We start from the raw sequence: 25,604 nt of genomic DNA, 5'->3' as shown, positions 1-25,604 counted from the left end.
GGACCCGGGGCGTGCCACACCCCGGGTCGTGTCACGGCGTTATGGTGAACCGCCGTCGCTCGTACCGGTGTTGCTCGTAGCGGTGTCGCTCGTACCGCCGTCGCTCGTCCCGTTCCCGTCCGCCCCGCCGTTCCCCGTGGTGCCCACCGTCCGCCACGGCGCGAACGCGCTCGCGTCGCGTGGCAGGAGGGGCGCCAACTCCGGGCAGTGGCGCAGGAGTACGGAGTTCATGCCGCCCTTCTCGACCCAGTCGATGCCGAGCGGGGTGTAGACCTCCGGCCGGTAGTCCACGGTCAGGAACCGGTCGCTCTGCAGCCGCCGGCTGGCCATCAGGATGAAGACACGGAACGCGGTGTCGCTGAACCCGAAGCCCTCCGGCGGGTTCTCCGCGAACAGCCCGACCACGGTGTCGATCTCGTCGACGTCCCGGTAGACGTCCTTCAGCCGCGCCAGCGTCTCCGGGTTCTCCGTCAGCTCCTCGAAGGAACGGATCCGCCCCCGGTGCAGCCCGGCCCGGAAGTCGTTGTAGCGTGGCACGCCGCGCCGACGCGTGCGGACCAGGTCGACCACCGACAGATCGATGATCTCCCCGTCCCGCTCGAAGTGCTGGAGCGCACGCGGGAAGTTGTGCAGGGTGATCGCACCCGGGTGGGCGATGCCGAACGAGTACAGCGCGTTGGCCAGCCCCGTCTTGCGGATCTGCGCCTCGCCCGCCCCGCCCTGGATGTCCATGAAGCCCACGGTCTCCAGCCGCCGCCCGAACTGGTGCTCCCGCAGCTCGTAGTCGTCCGGGATCAGCGGATGCAGCCGGTAGACGGTCGTGAAGTCCTCGGTCAGCGAGTACGGCGCCGCGTGGTGGTCCGGCAGCGTCTTCGGGATACCGGTCAGCGAGTGCGCCTCGAACAGCCACAGGCCCAGCTGGTTGAGCCAACTCTTCGGCGGCCCCGACCAGTTGGTGTGGAGCGCGAGATCGATCGCCTCGGTGGCGAGGATCGCCGGAGTCCACTCCACGGTATGGATCTTCGCGATCAGCGCGGACACCACGAGCCGGGCCGTGTGGTAGATCTTCTCCTCGCTCATCGACGGGTACGCGGCACGCAGCGCGTCGCACACCGCGTTGTGCTCCCGCGCGAACAGCGTGTGCAGTGCGCTGAGCCCCATCCACCAGCTCTCGTTGAACCCGGTGAGCGGAACGCCGTTCGTCCCGCCCGGCAGATGGCCGTCCTCCAGGCGGAGTTTCGCGCCCCCGCCCGGCTCGCGCAGGAACCGCGCGGTCCGCTCGTTCTCCCCGTACACCTCGGAGCCGTCCCACCAGTGCGAGGCGGAGTTGGCGAACAGGATCGGCGGGGCGCCGGGCACCTCGACGCCCTCGTTCTCCGCGAACCGCATCACCCGCTCGGTCGGCCCGCCCGGCACGTTCCGCCACTGCCCGTCGAAGCCGGGCGGCAGCGGCACCTCCACACTGCGGCCACCGGTCTTGTACCGCCGGTGGTTCACCCAGTCGTGCACCTGGAACTGGATCCACGCCGCCGCCAGCACATTGAGCGAGGTCGCCGGCACGAAGCTCTCCCGGTACAGCAGCTGCCTGCTGACCGTGACCGGGTTCGGGGTGTCGAAGGTCTCCGGCCGATAGTCCGGCTTGAGATTCCGGCCGAACGCGGCCCCCACCGCGCCCATCCCCGGGTCCGACAGATCGTTGTACGTCCCGTCGTACGACCGTTCCGTGCGCAGCCGCTCCGGGATCGGCTCCGGTACGGGCTGGGCCTGAGGCGGGGCCTCGCGGACCTCGGTGTCGATCAGATTGAGCCTGCGCAGCACCTTCCGCAGGAACACCAGGTTCAGCAGGCTCAGGGACAGCGGCAGCCGGTGCCAGGGCACGGCACGGTTCAGCAGCCCGAAGACGGGGCCCACGAGACGGCCGAGCAGCCTGTTGCGCAAGGGCTCCGCGGTGACGAAGCGCTGCCCGAGACGGTGGGCGCCACTTGCCCGGTATCCGGCCTTCCGGGCCCGGTTGATGTTCCCCAATGGCCGGAACTCGTCGGTGGTGTACCAGGGGTTGAAGGTCAGCTCCTCGATCCGCCGCGCCGCCGCCCGCGCCTCGGCGCCGTCCAGCTCCTGCGCGGGGATGGTGAGCCGGGCGATCGGCACCGCCGGGGCCACCGCGTCCTTCCACTCCACCGCCGCGTCCTCGACCGGGGTGACCCGCTCGTCCACGTACCGCTGCACACACAGGTCGAACGCCACGTCCGCCCGCCCCAGCCGCCGTGCCAGCTCCCGGTGGAGGAAGTCCGGGTCCCGGCGGTCGGGTTCGGCCGCCGCCGGCGTACCGGGCGCGGGCCGCAGCAGATACCGTACGGGCCCCGCCTCGCCCCACAGGATCGCCCCGCGGCTCCAATAGGTCTCGGTGGCAAGGGAGTTGACGGACCGTCGGGTCGCGGCCTGTACATTGCGCCGCATCCGCGTGGCCGTCCGGAGCCCCACCGCGAGCGGCAGCTTCACGAACAGCCCGAACGCCTTGCCCAGCGAACCGCGCGCCCCCGCCATGGCCTTGGCGAACGCCACGAACTCCCGCGCGTCGCTCGCGTGCGACACCGGGAAGCTGGTGGCCAGCAGGTCATGGCTCACGCCGTCCGCCACCCGCACCCGTACCGCCGCGCCCCGCAGATCCGGGGACCCGTCGCCCTGCCGGATGCCGCTGGCGTTGGAGAGCCGGACCAGCGCCGGATAGTCGGCGCCGGGCTGCGCGAAGCCGGTCCGCAGCACCGCGGGAAGGTCGTCGTGGAACCGCAGCCGCGCGTTCTCGACCCCGAGCGGCGCCTTCGCGTGGAACGCCCGCGCGATCCCGCCACCGCCGGCCCGCCGGTTCCTGACCTGGACTTCCATCAGCTCCCGCGCCAGCCGCTCGAACACGAGCCGCTCGGCCTCGGGGCCGCCCCCGTCGTACCGTTCGTACCGCTGGTCGTGCCGCCCTGTCTCGGCCATCGCCGTTTCCCCCTACGGACGCGCTGCGTACGCACACGCACTCATGCGCACGCGATGCATACGGGACAGGGGCCGCACGCTACCGGCGGCGGGGTTCCGGCCACAGCGACAGTTCACGCCATGTACACATCTGCCGACAATGCTCCGGAAGGTCCGGTTCCCGGCGCGCGGAACAGACGGTTCCCCGCACCCGAGGGGCGCGGGGAACCGGGTGATCAGCGCCTACTCCCCCTTCGTCGACTCGACCGCGTGCCCGCCGAACTGGTTGCGCAGGGCGGCGATCATCTTCATCTGCGGGGAGTCGTCCTGCCGCGAGGCGAAGCGGGTGAACAGGGACGCGGTGATCGCGGGGAGCGGCACCGCGTGGTCGATCGCGGCCTCCACGGTCCAGCGGCCCTCGCCGGAGTCCTCGGCGTAGCCGCGCAGCTTCTCCAGGTGCTCGTCCTCGTCGAGCGCGTTGACGGCGAGGTCGAGCAGCCAGGAGCGGATCACGGTGCCGTCCTGCCAGGACCGGAACACCTCGCGGACGCTGTCGACCGACTCGACCTTCTCCAGCAGCTCCCAGCCCTCGGCGTACGCCTGCATCATGGCGTACTCGATGCCGTTGTGGACCATCTTGGAGAAGTGCCCGGCACCGACCTTGCCGGCGTGGACATAGCCGTACGGGCCCTCCGGCTTGAGCGCCTCGAAGATCGGCTGGAGCCGCTCGACGTGCTCCTTGTCGCCGCCGACCATCAGGGCGTAGCCGTTCTGCAGCCCCCACACACCGCCGGAGACACCCGCGTCGACGAAGCCGATGCCCTTCTCGCCCAGCTCGGCCGCGTGCTTCTCGTCGTCCGTCCAGCGGGAGTTGCCGCCGTCGACGACGGTGTCGCCGGGCGAGAGCAGCCCGCCGAGTTCGTCGACCACGGACTGGGTGGCGGCCCCGGCGGGGACCATCACCCAGACCGTACGCGGCGCGTCGAGGCCCTCGACCAGTTCGGCCAGGCTGCCCACGTCGGAGACGTCGGGGTTGCGGTCGTAGCCGACGACGGTGTGGCCGGCGCGGCGGATCCGCTCGCGCATGTTGCCGCCCATCTTGCCGAGACCGATCAGACCGAGCTGCATGTCAGTTCGCTTCCTTCTGTGCGTCAGGGGCAGAGGCAGGCCGGTCGCCGCCGCGCAGGGCGACCGCGTACATCTCGTCCGCGTCCAGCCGCCGCAGTTCCTCCGCGATCAGCTCGGACGTGGCGCGCACCTTCAGGGCGAGGGTGCGCGACGGCTGGCCCGGCAGGGTGAGCGTGGCGAGCGGGCCCTCGGGGCGGTCGATGACGACCTCGCCCTTCGCGGTGCCGAGCCGCACCCCGGTCACGACCGGACCGGCGGTCAGCACGCGCTCGACGGAGACACCGAGCCGGGCCTCCAGCCAGCGGGCCAGCAGTTCGGCGCTCGGGTTGTCGGCCTCGCTCTCCACGGCGGCCGAGGTGATGGTCTCCTTGGCCTGGTCGAGGGCGGCGGCCAGCATCGAACGCCACGGCGTCAGCCGGGTCCACGCCAGGTCGGTGTCGCCGGGGGTGTAGGAGGCGCTGCGCTGTTCGAGCGCGGCGAGCGGGGTCTCCACGGCGTACATGTCGGTGATCCGGCGCTGGGCGAGCGCGCCCAGCGGGTCCTTCGCCGGGTTCTCCGGCGCGTCCACCGGCCACCAGACGACGACCGGCGCGTCCGGCAGCAGCAGCGGCAGGACCACCGAGTCGGCGTGGTCGGACACCTCGCCGTACGTCCGCAGTACGACCGTCTCGCCGGTGCCCGCGTCGGCGCCGACCCGCACCTCGGCGTCCAGATGGGACTTGGTGCGGTCCTTCGGGGTGCGGGCGTGCCGCTTGATGACGACCAGGGTGCGCGAGGGGTGCTCGTGCGAGGCTTCCTCGGCCGCCTTGATCGAGTCGTACGCGTTCTCCTCGTCCGTCACGATCACCATCGTGAGGACCATGCCCACGGCGGGTGTGCCGATGGCCCGCCGGCCCTGCACCAGGGCCTTGTTGATCTTGCTTGCCGTGGTGTCCGTCAGGTCGATCTTCATGGCCTGCGCCAGCTCCGTCCGTCTCGTGCGAGCATCTCGTCCGCTTCCTCGGGGCCCCAACTGCCCGAGGCGTACTGCGCGGGCCTGCCGTGCCGCGCCCAGTACTCCTCGATCGGGTCGAGGATCTTCCAGGACTCCTCCACCTCCTGATGGCGGGGGAAGAGGTTGGCGTCGCCGAGCAGCACATCCAGGATCAGCCGTTCGTACGCCTCCGGGCTGGACTCCGTGAACGACTCGCCGTACGCGAAGTCCATGGTGACGTCCCGGATCTCCATCGAGGTACCCGGCACCTTCGAACCGAAGCGCACGGTCATCCCCTCGTCGGGTTGCACCCGGATGACGATCGCGTTCTGCCCCAGTTCCTCGGTGGCCGTGGAGTCGAACGGGGAGTGCGGGGCGCGCTGGAAGACGACCGCGATCTCCGTGACCCGGCGGCCGAGCCGCTTGCCGGTGCGCAGATAGAACGGGACCCCGGCCCAACGGCGGTTGTCGATGCCGAGCTTGACCGCCGCGTAGGTGTCCGTGGTCGAGGACCGGTCGATGCCGTCCTCCTGCAGATAGCCGACCACCTGCTCGCCGCCCTGCCACCCGGCCGCGTACTGGCCGCGCACACTGTGCCGGCCCAGATCCTCCGGCAGCCGCACCGCCTTGAGCGCCTTCAACTTCTCGGTCAGCAACGACTCGGCGTCGAAGGCCGCCGGTTCCTCCATCGCGGTCAGGGCCAGCAGTTGGAGGAGGTGGTTCTGGATGACGTCACGGGCCGAGCCGATGCCGTCGTAGTACCCGGCACGGCCGCCGATGCCGATGTCCTCGGCCATCGTGATCTGGACGTGGTCGACGTAACTCCGGTTCCAGATGGGCTCGTACATCTGGTTGGCGAAGCGGAGCGCCAGGATGTTCTGGACGGTCTCCTTGCCGAGATAGTGGTCGATGCGGAAGACCTGCTCGGGGTCGAACACGTCGTGCAGGACCGTGTTCAGCTCGCGGGCGCTGGTCAGGTCGTGGCCGAACGGCTTCTCGATGACCGCGCGCCGCCAGGACCCTTCGGGCGGACTGGCGAGCCCGTGCTTCTTGAGCTGCTTGACGACCTTCGGGAACATGCTCGGCGGCACGGAGAGATAGAACGCGAAGTTGCCGCCCGTGCCCCGGGATCCGTCCAGTTCCTCGACGGCCTTGCGGAGCCGCTCGAACGCCTCGTCGTCGCCGAAGTCGCCCGGGATGAACCGCATCCCCTCGGCGAGCTGCTGCCAGACCTCCTCACGGAACTCGGTGCGGGCGTGCTCACGGACCGCGTCGTGCACGATCTGCGCGAAGTCCTCGTCCTCCCAGTCCCGGCGGGCGAAACCGACGAGGGAGAAACCCGGCGGCAGCAGACCCCGGTTGGCCAGGTCGTACACGGCCGGCATCAGCTTCTTGCGGGACAGGTCACCGGTCACGCCGAAGATGACGAGCCCGGACGGGCCCGCGATCCTCGGGAGCCGGCGATCGCCCGCGTCCCGGAGCGGGTTGAGCCACTCGGCGGTCATTCCCCATCAACTCCCTTGCTGTTCGCCTCGTCCAGGAGGCGCTTCAGGGGTTCCTCCGTGACGGTGGTCGCCACGGCTGCTTCGGTGGTCACGTGATCATCTTCCTTCAGGCGCTCGCGTCAACCGAGGAGCGAGCGCAGTGATTCCTGCGCGGCGGCGACGACGTTCTCGGGGGTGAAGCCGTACGCGGCGAACAAGGTCTGCGCGTCGGCGGAGGCGCCGAAGTGTTCGAGGGAGACGATGCGGCCGTGGTCACCGACGTAGCGGTACCAGGTCAGACCGATCCCCGCCTCGACCGCCACGCGGGCCTTCACGGACGGCGGCAGCACACGCTCCCGGTATTCGCGCGGCTGTTCCTCGAACCACTCCACGGACGGCATCGACACCACCCGCGTCCCGACCCCCTCGGCCTCCAGCCGCTCCCGCGCGGCGACGGCCAACTGCACCTCGGACCCGGTGGCGATCAGGATCACCTCCGGGGTCGCGGTGGAGGACTCCCGGAGGACGTAACCACCCTTCGCCGCCTCGGAGTTGAGCGGATACGTCGGCACGCCCTGCCGGGTGAGCGCCAGCCCGTGCGGGGCCGGGTGCGTGGCGTGCCGCTTCAGGATCTCGGCCCAGGCCACGGCCGTCTCGTTGGCGTCGGCGGGGCGGACCAGATTCAGCCCCGGTATGGCCCGCAGGGAGGCCAGGTGTTCGACCGGCTGATGGGTGGGGCCGTCCTCGCCGAGCCCGATGGAGTCGTGCGTCCACACGTACGTCACCGGCAGCTGCATCAGCGCGGAGAGCCGCACGGCGTTGCGCATGTAGTCGGAGAAGACGAGGAACGTGCCGCCGTAGATCCGGGTGTTGCCGTGCAGCGCGATGCCGTTCATCTCGGCGGCCATCGCGTGCTCGCGGATGCCGAAGTGGATCGTACGGCCGTACGGGTCGGCCTCCGGGAGCGGATTGCCGACCGGGAGGAACGACGACGTCTTGTCGATCGTGGTGTTGTTCGAACCGGCGAGGTCGGCGGAGCCGCCCCACAGCTCGGGGATCACCGCGCCCAGCGCCTGGAGCACCTTGCCGGACGCGGCCCGGGTCGCCACCGACGCGCCCTCCTCGAACAAGGGCAGCGCGTCCTCCCAGCCCTCCGGCAGCCGGCCCGCGACCACCCGGTCGAAGAGCCGGGCCCGTTCGGGGGAAGCCGCCCGCCACTCGGCGATCCGCTTGTCCCAGGCGGCGTGCGCCTCCGCGCCCCGGTCGAGGGCCCGCCGGGTGTGGGCGAGGACGTCGTCGGCGACGTCGAAGCTCTTGTCCGCGTCGAAGCCGAGGACCCGCTTGGTGGCCGCGACCTCGCCCGCGCCCAGCGCCGAGCCGTGCGAGGCCTCCGTGTTCTGGGCGTTGGGGGCGGGCCAGGCGATGATCGTGCGCATCGCGATGATCGAGGGCCGCGAGGTCTCCTCCCGCGCGGCCAGCAGCGCGTCGTACAGGGCGTGCACATCGACGTTGCCGTTGAATGCCGGCTCGATCCGCTGGACGTGCCAGCCGTACGCCTCGTACCGCTTCAGTACGTCCTCGGAGAACGCGGTGGCCGTGTCGCCCTCGATGGAGATGTGGTTGTCGTCGTACAGGAAGACGAGGTTGCCCAGCTTCTGATGGCCCGCCAGCGACGACGCCTCGGCGGAGATGCCCTCCTCCAGGTCGCCGTCGGAGACGATCGCCCAGACGGTGTGGTCGAACGGGGAGGTCCCCTCGGGCGCGTCCGGGTCGAACAGGCCGCGCTCGTAACGGGCGGCCATCGCCATGCCGACGGCGTTGGCGACCCCCTGGCCCAGCGGCCCGGTGGTGGTCTCCACCCCGGCCGTGTGGCCGTACTCGGGGTGCCCCGGTGTCTTCGAACCGTGGGTGCGGAACGCCTTGAGATCGTCCAGCTCCAGCTCGTACCCGGCGAGGTACAGCTGTGTGTAGAGGGTGAGTGAGGTGTGGCCGGGGGAGAGGACGAAGCGGTCGCGGCCGGTCCACTCGGGGTCGGCCGGATCGTGACGCATCACCTTCTGAAAGAGCGTGTACGCGGCGGGCGCGAGGCTCATCGCCGTACCCGGGTGCCCGTTCCCGGCCTTCTGCACGGCGTCGGCGGCCAGCAGACGGGCGGTGTCGACGGCGCGCCGGTCGAGTTCTGTCCAGTTCATCTTCAAGAAGTCCTCGATGGAGACGGCGGAACTGCTCTGACGTCTTCAAAAGTAAAAGTCTGACTTTTCTTGGGACAGGTCGCGGTGTGCCAGCCTTCGGTGAAACTGGGACACCCACGACGCGGCGGCGAGGACATGACGCACAGAGACTTCCCGGACGGCGACCGGATCAAGACCTTCCCGTTCCCCGCCGACCGCGACGGCCTCTCCGGCGTCGGCATGCGGGTCGGCCCGATGGGCCACCACGAGCCCTGGCACGCGGACATACCCCTCGACGGGGTCCACCGCATCGACTTCCACGTGGTGATGCTCTTCGACGGCGGCCCGGTCCACCACATGATCGACTTCACCGGGTACGAGGTGGGTGCGGGCGAACTGCTGTGGATCCGCCCCGGACAGGTGCATCGCTTCTCACGCGCCACCGAGTACCGCGGGACCGTCCTCACCATGCAACCGGGCTTCCTGCCCCGCGCCACCGTCGAGGCGACCGGCCTCTACCGCTACGACCTGCCGCCGCTGCTCCGCCCCGACCAGGCCCAACTCGCCGGTCTGCGGCACTCGTTGGCCCAGCTGGAACGCGAGTACGCCGACACCGTCACGCTGCCGCCCAGCCTGCACACCGCCGTCCTGCGGCACTCCCTGACGGCCTTCCTGCTGCGCCTCGCCCATCTCGCCGCGGTCGCCGGCCCGGCCGAGGGGGAGGAGCAGCGGCCCGGCGACACCACGTTCAATCGCTTCCGGGACGCCGTCGAGCGGGACTTCGCCGTCAACCACAGCGTCAGCGCCTACGCGGACGCCCTCGGTTACTCCCGCCGCACCCTCGTCCGCGCGGTGCGCGCCGCCACCGGGGAGACCCCCAAGGGGTTCATCGACAAGCGGGTCGTCCTGGAGGCGAAGCGGCTGCTGGCCCACACGGACCTGCCGATCGGCCGGGTCGGCGTGGCCGTCGGCTTCCCCGACGCGGCGAACTTCTCCAAGTTCTTCCAGCTGCACGCGGGGACGACACCGGTGGCGTTCCGGGCGGAGCTGCGCTGACACGCGACGAGGGGCGGATCCGCGAAGAGAGGCGGACCCCACCGCCTGTGCCGAAGCTCAGCAGTTGTCACCAGCAGAGCCGGATGACGTGGTGAATGAGACCGGACGAAGCAGCCCGGTTGTCACCACCAAGGCGTTCGACTTGTCACATGGGCTCATGCAGCACTCTTTCTGTCACCAGAGGCGAAGACCGGGAGCCGGCGGCTCAGGAGCCGGTGCTCACGAGCGCCCCGATGCGGCACTTCACCTGGCGCCGGGAACAGCGGCACCGTCCTGGCCTGCAGCACCGGCCGTCACCACGCGTGGAGACATCTCGCAGCCGCTGAAGATCTCCTTCACAACCTGCGGGAAACGCCGCACCCACACCCTGACTGTCTCGCGGTGACCCGCCGCGGCGTCTGGCTGATCGACGTACGCCCGAGCCCCTGATCAAGGAGGCGGACCGGGAGTCGTTCGCCTCGGCGATTGACGCCGACATCCCCGTCCATCTCGCGCGTCGGCTCCCCATGCAAAGGCGTCAGAGCGCGCTGAAGCCGCTCTCCCCCGGTCGGCGGCAGCCGGTGATGGCCGCCAGCGGGATTCCCCCGATGAAATCCATTTCCTGGGTGGGGCCGACGGGACCGATGACGGCCGCGGTCGCGGTCTCCAGGGACGTGCTGTTGGCGTAGACCGTCGGCTTGGTCAGGATCTTGCTCCGCGCGGGCGGCGCGGCGAATTTGTGCCAGCCGCTGACCTGGATCTGGTACAGGTGCCGGTCGTTGCTGGCGTACCCACCGCAGTCCTCGTCCAGCGCCGTGGAAACCAAGGTCGGCTTGGGGCTGCTGACATGGGCCCGGGCGTAGGCGATCGGGTCCTCAAAGAACATGGCGAGTTCGGTCGCGACCGACGTGTTGTTGCGGGACCTCATCCCGTTCGCCTGCCGGATGACCTCGGGGGAGCGCCCATCGGCTCGGAAGAAGACCAGGCTGGCCGATCCGGCGAGCGTGTACCCGTGCGCGGGGGTGTCGGACTGCGCCTGCGCGGGCTCCGCGGCGGCCGACGTCTGCCCGGCCGAGTTGGTCTGGTCGGCGCTGGAGGTCTGCGCGGCCCCGCCGACCCTCAGATTGTCGGGCTTGTTCGGTACGGGCGGCGGCTTCTTTTTCCCGTCGGTGGGCGCGGTCTGCACGGCGACCGGGCCGCCGCGACCCTCGTGGGTGGCACCGGTGGCGGGGGCGGTCCGTGGGCCCACGACGCGTTGCACATCGAGCGGTGCCCGCATGACGCGCTGCGCGTTGGCCTCCGCGGCGCGTTCGAACGTGTCGGAAGCGTCGGAGACGCGGAGTCCGTTGCCCATGTCCGTACCGGCCACGGGGCCCCGACGCTGCTGGATGACATGGGTCAGTTCATGGGCGAGGGTGTGCTTGTCCCCACCGTCGGCACCGATGACGACATGGCTGCCGGACGTGTAGGCGCGGGCGCCGACCTCGGTGGCCGACGCACGGGCGGCCTTGTCGTCGTGGACGCGCACGTCGGAGAAGTCCGCGCCGAGCCGCACCTCCATTTCCTGGCGCACTGGCTCGCTGAGGGGCTTTCCGGCGCTGCGGAGCACGTCGTGGACGGCGGAACGCTGCACCGGTGCGGGCGAGGTCGCGATCTCCCGGTGGTTCTCCTGGTGGCCGCAGCCGGCGCCGTGCTCGTGCTGTTCCCGGGCCCAGGAGTGGCCGGCGCCGCGGAGCATCTGGACGACCGCGGCGTTGCCCACAGCGGCCTGTAGGCCGAGCAGACCATGCTGCGCGGGCGGGGCGGATGCGGGCCGACGGGCAGGGATACGGCTGTTGCCCGCCCCAGTGTGGGAGTCGGCTTTCTCCTGATCGTGCACGGGAGCCCCTCTTCTGGCGTGAGATCGTCAACTTCCCTGGATATGTGGCGGGGAGCCACTGGCGCAAGGTGTGGGCGGGCAGCATGCGGTGACCGGACGGGCACACCAGCTCCGGCGCTCCACCAGTCGCCGGAGCTCCCCGCACTCCCGGCGGCCAGCCCAGCGCGTCCTGTCCGGCGTTCCCGGTGACAACCGGCATGCCTTGGTGACAGCTATCGTGCTTCGGCTCACCGCCGTGGAGTCCGCCCCTCGTCCAATTCGCCTGTCAGCGGCCGAAGTTGAACCAGTTCACGTTCACGAAGTCCTGCGCCTGACCGCTGGTGAAGGTCAGATAGACGTCATGGGTGCCGGTGATCCGGCTCATGTTCGCGGGCACCGTCCGCCAGGACTGCCAGCCGCCGGTGTTGGCGATCGAGAAACTGCCGACCGGGGCGCTCGTCCGGCTGTCGATCCTGACCTCGACCAGCCCGCTCACCCCGGTGTTGGCGCCGGAGGCCACCCGGGCGACGAACTGGGTCGCCGCCGTGGAACCGAAGTTGACGTTCTGGAACAGCGCCCAGTCACCGTTGGCCAGCGAACCGATGTTCTGGCCGCCGCCTGTGTCGGTCGTGGTCTCGGTGAGCGTGCCGCTCTGGCCGTTGTACGACTCGGCCTGGATCGCGCTGTACGCGTCCCGGGTGCCGGTCGGCGGCGGGGTGGTGGTGCCCCCGGCCGCCGACAGCACCTGTACGTAGTCGACGACCATCGGGACACCGGACCGCGTGTCACCGTCCAGGCCACCGCCGAACGCGTCCGGGAACGCGCCGCCCATCGCCACGTTCAGGATGATGAAGAAGCCGTGGTTGGTGGCGTTGGTCCAGGTGGTCGCGTCGACCTGGTTCGCGTTCACCGAGTGGAACTGGGTGCCGTCGACGGAGAACCGGATCGTCTCGGGGGTCACCGAGCGGTCCCACTCCATGGTGTAGGTGTGGAAGCCGGACTGGCAGGTCGTGTTGGGGCACGCGGTGGAGTTGCCGATGCCGGTCGTCTCGTTGCACGGGCCGCCCGGGTTGGTGCCGCAGTGCATCGTCGCCCAGACCTGGTTGCGGCCCTGGACGTTCTCCATGATGTCCAGCTCACCGACGCTCGGCCAGTTCTGGTAGTTGCCCCGGTAGGGCGCGCCCAGCATCCAGAACGCCGGCCAGTAGCCCTCGGCGGCCGTCCCGGTGACGTTCGGCATCTGGATACGGGACTCGACCCGCAGCTTGCCGCCCGCCGGGGGCTGGAAGTCGGTGCGGTTGGTCTCGATCCGGCCCGAGGTCCAGCGGCCCGCCGAGTCCCGGACCGGGGTGATACGGAGATTGCCGCTGCCGTCGAGCGAGACGTTGGTGGTGCTGTTCGTCATCGTCTCGACCTCGCCGGTGCCCCAGTTTGCGGGGCCGCCGGGGTACGAAGTCCCGGTCGCGTACTGCCAGTTGGAGGTGTTGACGCCGGTGCCCGCGGTGCCGTTGAAGTCGTCGACGAAGACCTGCGTCCAGCCGGTGGGCGGGGTGGGGGCGGCGCCCTGCGCGGTCGTCGCCCACGCAGTGGCCAGCGCCAGCGCGGCGGCCATGGCGAGGAACGCGCGCCGGAGCGGGCGGCGACGTCTGCGGGGTATGCCGGAGGTTTCACTCATAGCGGCCTCTTCGGGTGTACGGAGTGAAATGAGCGGATGTGGGGTGCGGGGTTGCGGGGTGCGGGGTTCTGCGTGGGGGAGCGCTCTGTGGAGTCCCGTCCTGAGAGCGCTCTCAGAGAAGAGCGTGCGGTCAATGTGCGCTCCGGCGCTGCGGTCGTCAAGAGTTAAAGCGGAGAAAGTCCGTACGGGGGCGGCGAGTTCACCATGTGAAGATCGGAACTTCTCGGGCGGTTTCCCGCCAAGACGGTGTGTTGGTGGGGCGGTGGGGCGGTGAGGTGATGGGCCGGGCTCAGTCCCCGGCGCCCGTGGCCGCGGTCGGGACGTCCATCGGCTCGTCCGGGTTCACGGAGAACGCCATCGTGCCGGCGGTCGCCACGACCGCGTCGTCCACGAGCAGGGCCCGGGGAGAGGTCTCGGTCGCGGTGTCCCCGGGGTCGTCGAGCGCGTCCGTACGCCACAACTCGGCGCCCGTGCCGCTGTCCAGGGCCAGCAGCCGCCCGAACCGGTTGGCGAAGTAGATCTCGTGACGGGCCGCCGACACGACCGGGACGGACAGGTTCTCCATCTCGGTGGTCAGCTCCCACCGCACCTTGCCGCTCGTCGCGGACACGGCGGTGACCGAGCCGTTGGTCCGCGCGAAGTACACCACCCCGTCCACCAGCGTCGCCGCGCCGCGCAGCGCCCGCTCCAGCGGGATCCGGGTGACCTTCCCGGTGTCCGGGTCCACCCGCAGGAACGCGTTGTACGGCCGCTCGTAGCCCGACTGGTACACCTCCTCGGTGGTCTCCGCCTTCAGGAACAGCGGCCGTCCGTCCACGGCGCCCAGCGCGAGCGCCTTCTCGGGCAGCGGGGCGAGTTCCCGCGAGGCGCCGTCCTCCGGATCGAGCCGGACGAGCGAGGACGGGCGGGCGTCGAGGAAGTCGTCCCCCGTCCAGCACCGGGCGTACGGGTCGTCGCCGAGCACCGTGGAAACGCAGTTGTCCCCGGCGGGCTCCGGCACCCGCCACAGCTCGTCGCCGGCCGTGTTGTAGGCGACCAGCTCCGAGTGGTCGGGCGTGAGGGTGAGGATGCCGCCGTCGTAGAGGAGCGCGGGCTCGCTCGCGCTGATGGGCCGGGCCCAGCGCTGCTTCCCGGTCGCCGTGTCCAGGGCCACCAGGTTCCGCCGGGCGCTGTCGGGCTCCGTGTAGACGTAGACCAGGCCGTCGCGCACGCCGATGGGCCGGGCGGTCTGGGGCTGGGTCCCGTACCGCCAGCCCGTCTTTCCGGTGGCGGCGTCCACCTTCGTCACGACGAAGCCGGCACCGGCGCAGTAGAGGTCCTTGCCGTCCGTCCGGCAGCCCGATTCGTCGTAGTTGACGGGGATGTAGTCGGTGGGGAGGCCGCTGTCGGCCCGCAGCGGGGTGCGCCACGGCCGCCAGCCCTCGGGGAGCGACACCGAACGGTAGCCGACGTCGGTGCCGGCGCCGGACGAGGCCGCGGTGTCCTCGAACCCGGCGTAGCCGAGCAGCGCGGCGCTCAGCGCGGTGACGGTGAGGGCGGCGCCGAGACCGACGAGGATCAGCCGCCGCTTGGTCGTACGGCGCTTCGGGCGGGGGTGGTCCGCGAGGGGGTCCGTGAGGGGTTCGTCCGCCGGGCGGTTGTGCGCGGGCCGGTCGTTGTCCGGGCGGTCGTTCGCCGTCGGGTCGTTCGCGGCCGCGCCGTCCGGCGTCGTGTCGTTCGCGGCTTCGCCGTGGGACCGCCCGGCGGCCATCGGTCCGGGGCCTGTCGGCCCGGCGTCTGTCGTCCCGCCGTCCGCTCGATCGATGCCCGTCGGCCGGTGGTGGGTCGGCCGGTGGTGGACCGGCCGGTCGGATGCTTCGGGTGTCGGGTCCGCGGTGGGGCGGGCGGTGTCGGGTGAGGTGTCCAACTCCAGGAACAGGCGGTGGAGTTCGGCGAGGCCGGGGCGGGACGCAGGGTCCTTCTCCAGGCAGCGTTCGGCGATACGGCGCAGCGGCTCGGGCACGGCGTGCAGCTTCGGCGCCTCGAACATGACCTGGTAGCCCGCCAGATAGGGGCTCTCCGCCTTGAAGGGGCTGTACCCGCTGGCCGCGTACACGAGCAGTGAGCCCAGGGAGAACACGTCCGACGCGGCGGTGACGTCCCGCGGCGAGCGCAGCTGCTCCGGCGACATGAACGGGGGCGTGCCGATCACCCGGCCGGTCACGGTGAGGGGCAGATTGTCACCGGCGCGCGAGATACCGAAGTCGATGACCCGCGGGCCGTCCTCGGCCATGAGCACGTTCGCCGGTTTGAGATCGCGGTGCACGACCCCCGCCCGGTGGATGTCTCGCAGCGCCTCGATGAGCCCGAGCGCGAGGCCCCGGATGCGGGCCGTGCTCAACGGCCCCTCCGCGCCCACCAGATCGAAGAGGGTCGGCCCCGGCACGTACAGCGTCGCCATCCACGGCCGCTTCGCCTCCGGGTCGGCGTCGACCACGGGGGTGGTGAAGGCCCCGCTCACCCGGCGCGCCGCCGAGATCTCCTGGCGGAACCGGGACCGGAACTCGTCGTCGTCGCAGTACTGGGCGTGCACCAGCTTGAGCGCGACCAGTCGCCCCGACGCCGACCGGGCGCGATAGACGATGCCCATCCCGCCCGAGCCGAGCCGGTCCTCCAGGACGTACTCGCCGATGGAGGTGGGATCGTCGTCCCTCAGCGGCATTTCCCACCACGCTCTTGTCCGTAGCCCTGATCCGTACGACAGCTGCGGCGGATCAGCCTAGGCGATGCGGGTGGCGGCACCCGACCTGGGGCGTCAGAGAGCGCTCCCGGCCTTCCAGTCCGACCAGGAGAGATTCCAGCCGTTGAGGCCGTTGGACGCGTCGACGGTCCGTTCGCCCGAGTTCTTCACGATCACGACGTCGCCGAGCATCGAGCTGTCGTAGAACCGGTACCCGGGCACCGAGTTGTCGTCCGCGCCCTGGGTGTCGTGCAGACCGACGCAGCCGTGGCTGATGTTGGCACTGCCGAAGACGGACTCGGCGGCCCAGTAGTTGCCGTGGACGAACGTGCCGGAGGTGGTGAGCCGTTGGGCGTGCGGGACGTCCTTGATGTCGTACTCGTCGCCGAGGCCGACCGTGGAGGACTCCATCCGGGTCTCCTTGAACCGCTCGCTGATCACCATGATCCCGGACCAGGTGGTGTGGTCGGCGTCGCCGCCGGTCACGGGGTAGGTGGCGAGGGTCGTACCGTCCCGGACGACGGTCATCTCCTTGGTGGCCAGATCGACCGTGCTGATCTGCTCGCGGCCGATGCGGAAGGTGACGTCCTTGGACTGGGTGCCGTACACGCCGTCCGCGCCCGCCACGTCCTTCAGCCGCAGCCCCAGCGTGATCGTCGTGCCCGCCGCCCAGTAGGTCTCCGGCCGGAAGTCCAGCCGGGTGTCACTGAACCAGTGCCCCACGACCTCGACGGCCGGCTCGGCGGTCACGGTGATCGCCTTCTCCACGGCGGCCTTGTCGGTCACGGCCTCGGTGAAGTTGATCGACACGGGCATGCCGACGCCGGAGGTGGAGTCCGCCTCGGGGGTGAAGTAGCCGACGAAGGTGCCGGCGGGGGAGGCGGTGGTGAAGGTCGCCGTCTCGGTGTCACCGCCGTCCGGCTCGGCGGTCACGGTGTAGACGGTGTCCGAGTACGGGTTCCGGGACGACGTCCACGTCGTACGGGCCTCGTCGAGCGCCCCCGCCAGCTCGGTGCCGTCGGCGGCGGTGACCTTCACGTTCGCCAGTGTGCCCTCGGAGACCGTGACCTTGACGGGGTCGGTGAAGGAGGCGCCCTTCGTGCCGTCGGCGGGCGTGACCGTGACCGCCGCCTTGAGGGTCCCTGCCGACGTGCCGGCCCCCGCCGAGCCGCCGCCGCTCCGCGCGGCCGCGTCCGCGGCGGCGCCGCTGCACCCCGTCAGCACGACGGCCGCCGGCACCGCCCCCAGCGCCGCGAGCAGCCCCCGCCGCGACCACCCCTTCGCCCCTTCCCGCTCGCCGGACCGCTTCGCTATGTACGGGACACCCACGACATGCCTTTCCTCGCCGACCACCACTTGCTTCGCATCCTGCGCCGCCTTCATGGGCGTGCCCTTTGAACCGGGGGTGCGGCGGCTGAGATTCCGGTGAGGACGGCGGGGGACCGCTCCGCTCCTCAGCTAATCCGCTTGATCCGGATTCCACCGGCCGGGCAGGCTTGCGGGGTGTTCGTCGAGCTGGCACCCCATTCGCTGACCTGGGACGAGGTGGACCCCGCCCGTCACCCCTTCGACAGCGCGTCGGTGGCGCGGGTGGTGCGGTCGCTCGGGCCCGCCCGGAAGGTGCCCGTCGATCCTCATGCGCTCGGCGGCCCCGATGCGCCCGTCGACCCCGATGTGCCCGACGGCCGTGCGGCCGAGGACGACGGCTACGGGAACCGGCCGGGGCACTGGGCCGACGCCATGTCGCAGGCCCTCGCCGAGCACTACGGCCGCTGGGCCGTGGGCTGGCGCTGGGCGCACGACGAGGGCGACTTCGGCGGCGGGCCCGTCGGGCACTGGTACACCCCGCGTGCCTCGATCACCACACGGGAGGAGACGCTCGACCGTGTCGTGGCGGCGCTGTGCGAGTGGCGTGCGTGGCTGGAGAACCTCGCCGCCCGCTTCCGGGCGTATCCGCTGACCCTGGTCGGCGTGGCGGACCAGCGGATCCTGTGGGATCGCGCCGCCCGCCACCTGATCCTCCAGGTGGTCGACCGCACCGGCTGCGGAGGCGGCTGGCACAAGCACTGCCGGCAGGTGCTCACCTGGTTCCTCAGCTGCTGGGGCGTCGCACCCGACCGCGCGCGGGAGTTGGTCGAGCAGACGGTCGGCGGGCGGTTCGAGAGCTGGATCGACCCGGACCCGGTGCTGGTCGACGACGTCGCGGAGAGCTTCGCGCGGGCCCTCCGGCCGGCCGACGCCGCACGGTCCACCCGGTCCACCCGCTCCGGCCGGCCCACCGGACCGCCGCCGGACCACCTGGAGCGCTGGCTCGCGGTGCGCGCGGGCGTGGCGTGGCGGGACGTACCCGACAGTGCCGGGGACGGGCCGGTGACACCGTCGAGCGACGGCGCGGCGGAGGACGTCCGCGCCTTCGACGGCGCCCTGGACCCCCGCCGGGCCGAGGGCCTGCTCGCCGCCCTGGACCTGGCGCGGGCCGACGCGGCGCGCGGAGCCGCCCTCGACTTCGCCCTGCTCCAGCGCTGGCAGCGCCCCATCCTGGGCACACCGGAGCCACCGCCCTTCCGCCAACTGCCGGCCTTCGCCAAGGGAGGCCGGGAACGCTACGGGATCGGCCCGGACACCCTCGCCCGCCTCGACGCCTGCCTGGCCGAGAGCGCGCGGCACGCGGAGCGGCCCCTCCCGCTCACCGCCCGCGCGGCCCGCGCCTGCCTCGACGTCTGCTTCTTCCATCCGTTCGGCGACGGCAACGCCCGGTCCGCGTTCCTGGCCCTCGTCTTCGTCCTCGCCCGCGAGGGCGTCGCGCTCGACAGCGTCGGTCTGCTGCGCCGCGTCACCTTCCAGGCCGACGAACCCGCGGACGCGCTGACCCTCGCCCGGTACATCGACATCCACCTCACGGAGACCCGGCGCAGCGCGGCGAGCCCGACCCCCGGCCGGTGAGCGGTCACGCCGGTCACGACCGAGGAGCGCCGCTGTTCCTACGATTCGATTTATTCGATGGATCCGCCCCGGGCGAGCCGTTACCTTCCCCCCATGGCGTTGACTCATGGCACGTGCACGGACCGGTTCGCCGCGGTGCGCGAGGCGCTCGCGGCCTCGCTGGACGACAAGGACGTGGGGGCGTCGGTCGCCGTGTACGTGGACGGCGAGCCGGTGGTCGACCTCTGGGGCGGGTACGCCGACGCGGCACGCACCACACCGTGGGAGCGGGACACGCTCACCCATGTGTGGTCCACCACCAAGACGATGACGGCACTGTGCGTGCTGATGCTCGCCGACCGGGGCGAACTGGACCTGGACGCGCCGGTGGCGACGTACTGGCCCGAGTTCGCGGCGGCGGGCAAGGAGGACGTCCGGGTGCGGCATGTGCTGTCGCACACGGCCGGGCTGCCCCGCTTCGAGGCCCCCACGACGCTGGAGGACCTGTACGACTGGCCGACCGTCACCGCGCGGCTCGCCGCACAGGCACCGGCCTGGAAGCCGGGCACCGAGGCGGGCTACCACGCGGTCACCCAGGGGTATCTGCTCGGCGAGATCGTCCGCCGCGTCACCGGCCGCAGCCTGGGCACCTTCCTCGCCGAGGAGATCACCGGGCCGCTGGGCGCGGACTTCCACATCGGGCTGGCCGCCGAGCACGACCACCGGGTGGCGCCGATCATCGCGCCGCCCTCGTCCCTGCCCCGGAGCGGCCCGCCGCCCAACCCGGACATCCCCGACGGCGTCGCCAACACCACCGCGTGGCGCCGTGCCGAGATCCCGGCCGCGAACGGTCACGGCAACGCCCGCTCGGTCGCCGCCGTCCAGTCCCTGCTGGCCTGCGGGGGCGCGGCGCGTGGCGTACGGCTGCTGTCGGAGCAGGGGTGCGAGCGGGTCTTCGAGGAGCAGTTCGACGGCACGGACAGCGTGCTGGGCGTCCCGATGCGCTACGGCATGGGCTACGGGCTGAACAACGGCCAACTGCCCAACCCCCGCACCTGTTTCTGGGCCGGCTGGGGCGGCTCGATCGTCCTCGTCGACCTCGACGCCCGGATGACCGTGGCGTATGTGATGAACCAGATGATCGACGAAGGCCTCGGCGACGCCCGCGGCTTCTCGATCCTCGCGGCCACCTACGAGGGCCTGTCGGCCTGAACGAACCCGGCCTGAACGGACCTGCCTGAACAGACCTGCCTGAACGCACCGGCCCCAGGGAAGCTCCTGGGGCCGGTGCGTTGGCGTGCGCGGACGTCTGGCAAGATCGTCCGTACCCGGTGGAACCAGAACCCCGCATTCCCCCTCTCTAGGGGCGGGGGACGCACAGGTGATCACCGCGGCCTCCGCTGACCAGCCGCGACAAGGGCCGAGACAAGGGCCGCAACAAGCTGTTCATGCCCTGTGCATGGAGTTGCTCCGCGCGTCCCGTCCACCATCGGATCACGACCACCCGCCGATCATCACCCAGGAGTCCGCATGCCCAGCCGCCGCCGTTTCCTCGCCGGGACCGCCGCCGTCGGCGCGACCGGGGCGGCGGCCGGCTGTGTCGCGCACGAGGGACGCAAGGCCGGGCCCCGCGAGGTCGCCGCCCCGCAGGTCGACCGGCCGTCCGCGCCGGTCGTACCCGCCGCCCGCACCCCGTCGAAGCGGCTCAACTTCGTGGTCGTCCTCGCCGACGACCTCGGCTACGGCGAACTCGGCTCCTACGGCCAGCAGCTCATCGACACCCCCCGCCTGGACGCCCTGGCCGCCGAGGGGCTGCGCTTCACCGACGCCTACGCCGCCGCCCCGGTCTGCGCGCCCTCCCGCTGCTCCCTGCTCACCGGTCTGCACAGCGGCCACGCCACGGTCCGCGAGAACCCCTGGGGGCCCGGCGGCCAAGGCGCGCTCACCGAACAGGACTTCACCTTCGCCGAGGCCCTGCGCGCCCTCGGCTACCGCACCGGACTCATCGGCAAGTGGGGCTTCGGACCCGAGCGGCCGAACCAGCCGAGCCACCCCAACTCCCGTGGTTTCGAGCAGTTCTACGGCTATCTCACCCACAAGCACGCGCACGACTACTACCCGACGTACCTCTGGGACAACGGCGAGAGGCAGGACATCCCCGACAACCGGGACGGCGCCCGCGGGGTCTACGCCCCCGACCTCATCGAGGAGCGGGCGCTCGGCTTCGTCGACGCCCACAAGGACGAGCCGTTCCTGCTGTTCCTCGCCCCGACCGTGCCGCACGCCCCGAGCCTCGCCCCGGACCTCGGCGCGTACGCCGATGAGCCCTGGACCCGGCCGGACAAGGCGCACGCCGCCCAGGTCACCGGCCTGGACACGCTCGTCGGCAACCTCGTGGACCGGCTCCGGGCGCACGGCATCGACCGGCGCACCGTCGTCCTCGTCACCAGCGACAACGGCCCGCACGAGGAGGGCGGCACCGACCCCGACCTCTTTGACGGCAACGGCCCGCTGCGCGGCTACAAACGCAACCTGTACGAGGGCGGCATCCGCGTCCCCCTCATCGCCTGGTCCCCGCAGCGCGTCCCGGTCGGCACCACCGACCGGCCGACCCCGCTGATCGATCTGCTGCCGACCCTCGCCGACCTCGCGGGCGCGCCCGCCCCGACGGACATCGACGGGCTCTCCGCCGCCCCGCTGCTGCGCCCCGGCGGCGCCGAGGCCGCCCGCCACGACCAGCTGTACTTCTACCGCAACCACAGCGGGGTCACCCCGCGCGCCGACCGGGTCGACGGCGGCCGGGCGCGACGCCTGGCCGAGGCGGTGCGGCGCGGCGACCTCAAGGCGGTGCGGTTCGCCCCCGGCCAGGACCGGAAGGCGCCCGACGAGCGGTGGCAGGTCGAGCTGTACGACCTGGCCCGGGACCCCGGTGAGCGGGACGACCTGGCGTCGGCCCGGCCCGCCCAGGCCGACGCGCTGGTCGGGCTGATGCGGTCCTCCTGGGTGGACGACTACCGGCGCGTGCCCTACGGCGTCACCCTCCAAGTGACGCGCCAGGACGGCAAGTTCCTCGTCACCGCGAGCCTCGCCAACGGCTCCGCCCGCCCCTGGACCGCCGCCCGCCTCGCCCTCACCGCGCCCAACAGCTGGCAGGTCCGGGGCCTCGGCACGGCCACGACGGACCGTATCCGCTCCGCCGGCCGGTTCGTCGCCCGCTGGGAGGTCACCCCGTCCGTTGACACCGACCAGGGCCGCCTCACCGCCCGCGCCACCGCCACCCACGCGGGCGCCCCGGTGACGTACACGGCACAGGCGTCAGCCAGGGTGTAGACGGTCAGGACGCGGTCGGGCCGCGGCCCGGGATCAGCGAGCCTCGGCGGGGCTCGTCCGGCTGCCAGCCCAGGGCCCGGGAGATGCCGCGTGCCGCCACCCGTACCGCGGGCGTCAACACCGGTACCTGGGCGCCCACTTGGGGCACCACGACCGACACGGCGGCCACCACGGCCCCGCCCGGCCCGCGCACCGGCGCGGCCACCGACAGCGCGTCCTCGGTGACCTGACGGCTGCTCACCGCCACACCCGTGCGCCGGACTTCGGCCAGCACGCGCCGCAACCGGGTCGCGTCGGCGATGGTGTACGGCGTGAAGGAGGCCAACGGCCCCTGGCAGTAGACCTCTTGGGACGATGAGTCGCCGTACGCGAGGAGCGCCAGGCCGACGCCCGTGGCGTGCAGGGGCCAGCGCCCGCCGACCCGGATGTGGACACCGACGGCCGAGCGCCCGGAGAGCCACTCGATGTAGACCACCTCGTCGCCGTCGCGGACCGCGAGCTGCACGTTCTCGTGCGTCGCTTCGTACAGGTCCTCCAGGTACGGCAGCGCGATCTGCCGCAGCGCCAGGCCGCGCGGGGCGAGCGCCGCCAGTTCCCAGAGCCGCAGCCCGACGTGGTAGATCCCGGCCGCGTCCCGCTCCAGGGCACCCCACTCGGTGAGCGCGCCCACCAGCCGGTGGGCGGTGGTGAGGGTGAGCCCCGCCCGGCGGCTGATGTCGGTCAGGGAGAGCGCCGGATGGTCGTGGTCGAACGCGGCCAGCACGGCGAGCAGCCGGTCGGGCGCGGAGCGGCCGGCGCCCGGTGGCACCGGCGGCCGGGGCGCCCCGGGCGACGGCAGCGCGTCGGTGGTCATCGGCATGGCGGCGTCACCCCAGTCCGGCCTCGGCGATCTTCTGCAGCAGCGCGTGGAGGGTCTCGCGCTCGGCGGCGTCGAGGGGCTCCACGAGTTCGTTGGTGACGCGCTGCCCGGCCGAGTCGGTGTCCCGGAGGAAGGACCGGCCGTCCTCGGTGAGCACGACGATCCGGCTGCGGCGGTCGTCGGGGGAGGGGCGCCGCTCGGCGAAGCCCAGCTTCTCCAGATCGTCCACCAGCCCGACGATCGCACTCGGGTCGTAACCGAGCGAGGCGCTCAGCTCGCGCTGGAGCGCGCCCGGGGACGTGGCGAGGAAGCGCAGCAGCGCGTAGTGCCGCAGCCGCAGGCCCGACTCCTGGAGGGAGGAGTTGAACAGCTGCCCGGAGCGCAGCCCCAGGCGGTACAGCAGATAGCCCGTGTCCGCGTGCAGCCCGCGCATCCACGGCTCGTGCGCGTCGATCGAGGCGGCGTCCTGCGTCTGCTGGCGGGCGATGGCGGGCTCCCTGGTCGAGGCCCCGAGCAGGGGCGGCGCGTACGTACTGCTCCCAGCATGACGCAACGCCCGGGGAACAACAACTATTGACGTCAACAACTATTGCTCTTAACTTCGATTTCGAGGCCGCACGTCGACCTCGAAGCCGCACCGCCACTCGAAGGGACCCCCTCGTGCCCAGCATCGATCTCACCGGCAAGGTCGCCGTCGTCACGGGCAGTGGCCGTGGCCTCGGCCTGGCCTACGCACAGGCCCTCGCCGCCGCCGGCGCCTCCGTCGTCGTCAACGACATCGACGAGGCCGTGGCCGAGGCGGCCGTGAAGTCCATCACCGAGGCGGGCGGCAAGGCCGTGGCCGAGGTCGTCGCGGTCGGCACGACCGAGGCGGCCGACCGCCTGGTGGGCCGCGCGGTGGAGGAGTTCGGGCGCCTCGACATCCTGGTCACCAACGCGGGCATCCTCCGCGACAAGGTGCTGTGGAAGATGTCCGACGACGACTTCGACGCGGTGATCACCACCCACCTCAAGGGCACCTTCACCTGCGCCCGCGCCGCCGCGATCCGTATGCGCGAGCAGGGCGAGGGCGGCTCCCTGATCCTGGTCGGCTCCCCGGCGGGCCAGCGCGGCAACTTCGGCCAGACCAACTACGCCGCCGCCAAGGCCGGCATCGCCGCCTTCGCCCGCACCTGGGCGATGGAGCTGGGCCGCGCGAACATCACCGTCAACGCGATCGTCCCGGTCGCCGCCACCGCCATGACCGAGACCATCCCGGTCTTCGCCCCGTACGTGGAGGCCCTGCGCGAGGGCAAGCCGTTCCCGGACTTCCTGCGCAAGGGCGAGGGCTTCGGCACCCCCGAGGACTGCGCGGCCCTGGTCCCGTTCCTCGCCTCCGAGGCGGCGCGCGGGGTCACCGGCCAGGCCATCGGCATCGGCGGCGACAAGGTGGCACTCTGGTCGCACCCGCAGGAGATCAAGACGGCGTACGCGAACGGCGGCTGGACCCCCGAGGCCCTCGCCGACGTCTGGCCGACCTCGCTGGGCGCCGAGCCGCAGACCGTGGGCATCCCCGCCCCGAAGATCCCGGAGGCGTGATGAGCCAGGCCATGAACGTGGACGACCTCGTCGCGATCGACGTCCACACCCACGCCGAGGTGTCCTCGAAGAAGGGCACGTCGTCGCTGGACGACGAACTGCACGACGCCTCCTCCGCCTACTTCAAGGTCGAGGGCAAGCGGAAGCCCACCCTGGAGGAGACGGCCGCCTACTACCGCGAGCGGAAGATGGCCGCCGTGATCTTCACGGTGGACGCCGAGTCCGCGACCGGCACCGAGCCCGTCCCCAACGAGGAGGTCGCCGAGGCCGCCGCCGCCAACGCGGACGTCCTGATCCCCTTCGCCTCCATCGACCCCTTCCGCGGCAAGGCCGGCGTCAAGCAGGCCCGCCGTCTGGTCGAGGAGTACGGGGTGAAGGGCTTCAAGTTCCACCCCAGCGTCCAGGGCTTCTTCCCCAACGACCGCGCGGTCGCGTACGCCCTGTACGAGGTCATCGAGGAGACGGGCACGATCGCCCTGTTCCACACCGGGCAGACCGGCATCGGCGCCGGCGTCCCCGGCGGCGGTGGCATCCGCCTGAAGTACTCCAACCCGCTGCACGTGGACGACGTGGCCGCCGACTTCCCGCACCTCAAGATCATCTTGGCGCACCCGTCCTTCCCCTGGCAGGACGAGGCCCTGGCGGTCGCCACGCACAAGCCGGGCGTCCACATCGACCTCTCCGGCTGGTCCCCGAAGTACTTCCCGCCGCAGCTGGTGCAGTACGCGAACACCCTGCTCAAGGACAAGGTGCTCTTCGGCTCCGACTACCCCGTCCTCACCCCCGACCGCTGGCTCGCCGACTTCGAGAAGCTGCCGATCAAGGACGAGGTCAGGCCGAGGATCCTCAAGGAGAACGCCGCCCGTTTGCTCGGCCTGACGAAACCGTAGAGGACGCAGATGGACCTCCCC

Annotated in this window: 17 protein-coding genes; 6 read left to right on the top strand and 11 right to left on the bottom strand. The window is 71.5% G+C overall.

Features of this window, described 5'->3' with window-relative positions; translation table 11 throughout:
• Positions 1-39: 39 nt before the first annotated feature.
• From ACZ7MG_RS23235 to tkt, 5 genes are all read right to left on the bottom strand, one after another.
• Positions 40-2,982 carry a peroxidase family protein gene (locus tag ACZ7MG_RS23235; RefSeq protein ID WP_471383040.1) on the bottom strand — a complete coding sequence of 981 codons (2,943 nt, stop codon included), beginning with the start codon at positions 2,980-2,982 and terminating at the stop codon, positions 40-42.
• A gap of 222 nt (positions 2,983-3,204) precedes the next feature.
• Positions 3,205-4,089, bottom strand: a complete 885-nt coding sequence (gene gnd, locus ACZ7MG_RS23230; protein ID WP_471383038.1) for a phosphogluconate dehydrogenase (NAD(+)-dependent, decarboxylating) — start codon at positions 4,087-4,089, stop codon at positions 3,205-3,207.
• A gap of 1 nt (position 4,090) precedes the next feature.
• On the bottom strand, positions 4,091-5,041 hold the full coding sequence (gene opcA, locus ACZ7MG_RS23225) for a glucose-6-phosphate dehydrogenase assembly protein OpcA (RefSeq protein ID WP_471383037.1): 951 nt from the start codon (positions 5,039-5,041) through the stop codon (positions 4,091-4,093).
• Positions 5,038-6,567, bottom strand: coding sequence for a glucose-6-phosphate dehydrogenase (gene zwf / locus ACZ7MG_RS23220; RefSeq protein ID WP_471383035.1), 1,530 nt, complete (start codon positions 6,565-6,567; stop codon positions 5,038-5,040). The genes opcA and zwf overlap by 4 nt, the downstream gene beginning before the upstream one ends.
• Before the next feature lie 119 nt (positions 6,568-6,686).
• The gene (tkt, locus tag ACZ7MG_RS23215) at positions 6,687-8,738 is read right to left on the bottom strand and encodes a transketolase (protein WP_471383033.1); all 2,052 of its coding nucleotides are present in this window, start codon (positions 8,736-8,738) and stop codon (positions 6,687-6,689) included.
• A gap of 135 nt (positions 8,739-8,873) precedes the next feature.
• Here tkt and ACZ7MG_RS23210 point away from each other — a divergent pair, with 135 nt between their 5' ends.
• Complete coding sequence (locus ACZ7MG_RS23210) at positions 8,874-9,773, top strand: helix-turn-helix transcriptional regulator (protein WP_471383031.1); 900 nt, start codon at positions 8,874-8,876, stop codon at positions 9,771-9,773.
• Positions 9,774-10,290: 517 nt separating this feature from the next.
• Here ACZ7MG_RS23210 and ACZ7MG_RS23205 read toward each other — a convergent pair.
• From ACZ7MG_RS23205 to ACZ7MG_RS23190, 4 genes are all read right to left on the bottom strand, one after another.
• Positions 10,291-11,631 (bottom strand): eCIS core domain-containing protein, encoded by a 1,341-nt coding sequence (locus ACZ7MG_RS23205; protein WP_471383029.1) that lies wholly within the window; start codon positions 11,629-11,631, stop codon positions 10,291-10,293.
• A 265-nt stretch (positions 11,632-11,896) separates the two neighbouring features.
• A complete protein-coding gene (locus ACZ7MG_RS23200) occupies positions 11,897-13,285 on the bottom strand; it encodes a glycoside hydrolase family 16 protein (RefSeq protein ID WP_471383027.1) in 1,389 nt (462 codons plus the stop codon).
• Positions 13,286-13,574: 289 nt separating this feature from the next.
• Positions 13,575-15,986 (bottom strand): protein kinase domain-containing protein, encoded by a 2,412-nt coding sequence (locus tag ACZ7MG_RS23195; RefSeq protein WP_471383026.1) that lies wholly within the window; start codon positions 15,984-15,986, stop codon positions 13,575-13,577.
• A 93-nt stretch (positions 15,987-16,079) separates the two neighbouring features.
• The gene (locus ACZ7MG_RS23190; protein ID WP_471383024.1) at positions 16,080-17,387 is read right to left on the bottom strand and encodes a L,D-transpeptidase; all 1,308 of its coding nucleotides are present in this window, start codon (positions 17,385-17,387) and stop codon (positions 16,080-16,082) included.
• Positions 17,388-17,507: 120 nt separating this feature from the next.
• On the opposite strand from ACZ7MG_RS23190, the gene ACZ7MG_RS23185 reads away from it, so the two are divergent.
• The 3 genes from ACZ7MG_RS23185 (at position 17,508) to ACZ7MG_RS23175 (ending at position 22,256) form a co-directional block, all read left to right on the top strand.
• A complete protein-coding gene (locus ACZ7MG_RS23185) occupies positions 17,508-18,947 on the top strand; it encodes a Fic family protein (protein ID WP_471383022.1) in 1,440 nt (479 codons plus the stop codon).
• 93 nt (positions 18,948-19,040) lie between these two features.
• Entirely contained in the window at positions 19,041-20,138 is a 1,098-nt protein-coding gene (locus ACZ7MG_RS23180; protein WP_471383020.1) for a serine hydrolase domain-containing protein, read from the top strand.
• 318 nt (positions 20,139-20,456) lie between these two features.
• The gene (locus ACZ7MG_RS23175) at positions 20,457-22,256 is read left to right on the top strand and encodes a sulfatase-like hydrolase/transferase (RefSeq protein WP_471383018.1); all 1,800 of its coding nucleotides are present in this window, start codon (positions 20,457-20,459) and stop codon (positions 22,254-22,256) included.
• A gap of 4 nt (positions 22,257-22,260) precedes the next feature.
• Here the strand turns inward: ACZ7MG_RS23175 and ACZ7MG_RS23170 are convergent, their stop codons facing one another.
• On the bottom strand, positions 22,261-23,115 hold the full coding sequence (locus tag ACZ7MG_RS23170) for an IclR family transcriptional regulator (RefSeq protein ID WP_471383016.1): 855 nt from the start codon (positions 23,113-23,115) through the stop codon (positions 22,261-22,263).
• Positions 23,116-23,122: 7 nt separating this feature from the next.
• Positions 23,123-23,548, bottom strand: a complete 426-nt coding sequence (locus ACZ7MG_RS23165; protein ID WP_471383981.1) for a MarR family winged helix-turn-helix transcriptional regulator — start codon at positions 23,546-23,548, stop codon at positions 23,123-23,125.
• 227 nt (positions 23,549-23,775) lie between these two features.
• Between ACZ7MG_RS23165 and ACZ7MG_RS23160 the strand changes: the two genes are divergently transcribed.
• Both ACZ7MG_RS23160 and ACZ7MG_RS23155 read left to right on the top strand, forming a co-directional pair.
• Entirely contained in the window at positions 23,776-24,693 is a 918-nt protein-coding gene (locus ACZ7MG_RS23160) for an SDR family NAD(P)-dependent oxidoreductase (RefSeq protein ID WP_306819826.1), read from the top strand.
• 11 nt (positions 24,694-24,704) lie between these two features.
• A complete protein-coding gene (locus ACZ7MG_RS23155) occupies positions 24,705-25,583 on the top strand; it encodes an amidohydrolase family protein (RefSeq protein ID WP_471383979.1) in 879 nt (292 codons plus the stop codon).
• The last annotated feature ends 21 nt before the right edge of the window (positions 25,584-25,604 follow it).

The organism is Streptomyces sp. NPDC107538 (assembly GCF_055657445.1).
Note: the sequence above shows the minus strand (reverse complement) of the source record. Positions and strands in the feature narration are given on the sequence as shown.

Excerpts from the sequence above, each read along its gene's own strand:
- gnd (WP_471383038.1), bottom strand. The coding sequence starts at position 4,089 with ATGCAGCTCGGTCTGATCGGTCTCGGCAAGATGGGCGGCAACATGCGC.
- ACZ7MG_RS23200 (WP_471383027.1), bottom strand. The coding sequence starts at position 13,285 with ATGAGTGAAACCTCCGGCATACCCCGCAGACGTCGCCGCCCGCTCCGG.
- ACZ7MG_RS23165 (WP_471383981.1), bottom strand. The coding sequence starts at position 23,548 with ATGCGCGGGCTGCACGCGGACACGGGCTATCTGCTGTACCGCCTGGGG.
- ACZ7MG_RS23155 (WP_471383979.1), top strand. The coding sequence starts at position 24,705 with ATGAACGTGGACGACCTCGTCGCGATCGACGTCCACACCCACGCCGAG.
- ACZ7MG_RS23190 (WP_471383024.1), bottom strand. The coding sequence starts at position 17,387 with ATGAAGGCGGCGCAGGATGCGAAGCAAGTGGTGGTCGGCGAGGAAAGG.
- ACZ7MG_RS23175 (WP_471383018.1), top strand. The coding sequence starts at position 20,457 with ATGCCCAGCCGCCGCCGTTTCCTCGCCGGGACCGCCGCCGTCGGCGCG.
- ACZ7MG_RS23235 (WP_471383040.1), bottom strand. The coding sequence starts at position 2,982 with ATGGCCGAGACAGGGCGGCACGACCAGCGGTACGAACGGTACGACGGG.
- ACZ7MG_RS23195 (WP_471383026.1), bottom strand. The coding sequence starts at position 15,986 with ATGCCGCTGAGGGACGACGATCCCACCTCCATCGGCGAGTACGTCCTG.
- zwf (WP_471383035.1), bottom strand. The coding sequence starts at position 6,567 with ATGACCGCCGAGTGGCTCAACCCGCTCCGGGACGCGGGCGATCGCCGG.
- tkt (WP_471383033.1), bottom strand. The coding sequence starts at position 8,738 with ATGAACTGGACAGAACTCGACCGGCGCGCCGTCGACACCGCCCGTCTG.
- ACZ7MG_RS23180 (WP_471383020.1), top strand. The coding sequence starts at position 19,041 with ATGGCGTTGACTCATGGCACGTGCACGGACCGGTTCGCCGCGGTGCGC.
- opcA (WP_471383037.1), bottom strand. The coding sequence starts at position 5,041 with ATGAAGATCGACCTGACGGACACCACGGCAAGCAAGATCAACAAGGCC.
- ACZ7MG_RS23210 (WP_471383031.1), top strand. The coding sequence starts at position 8,874 with ATGACGCACAGAGACTTCCCGGACGGCGACCGGATCAAGACCTTCCCG.
- ACZ7MG_RS23170 (WP_471383016.1), bottom strand. The coding sequence starts at position 23,115 with ATGCCGATGACCACCGACGCGCTGCCGTCGCCCGGGGCGCCCCGGCCG.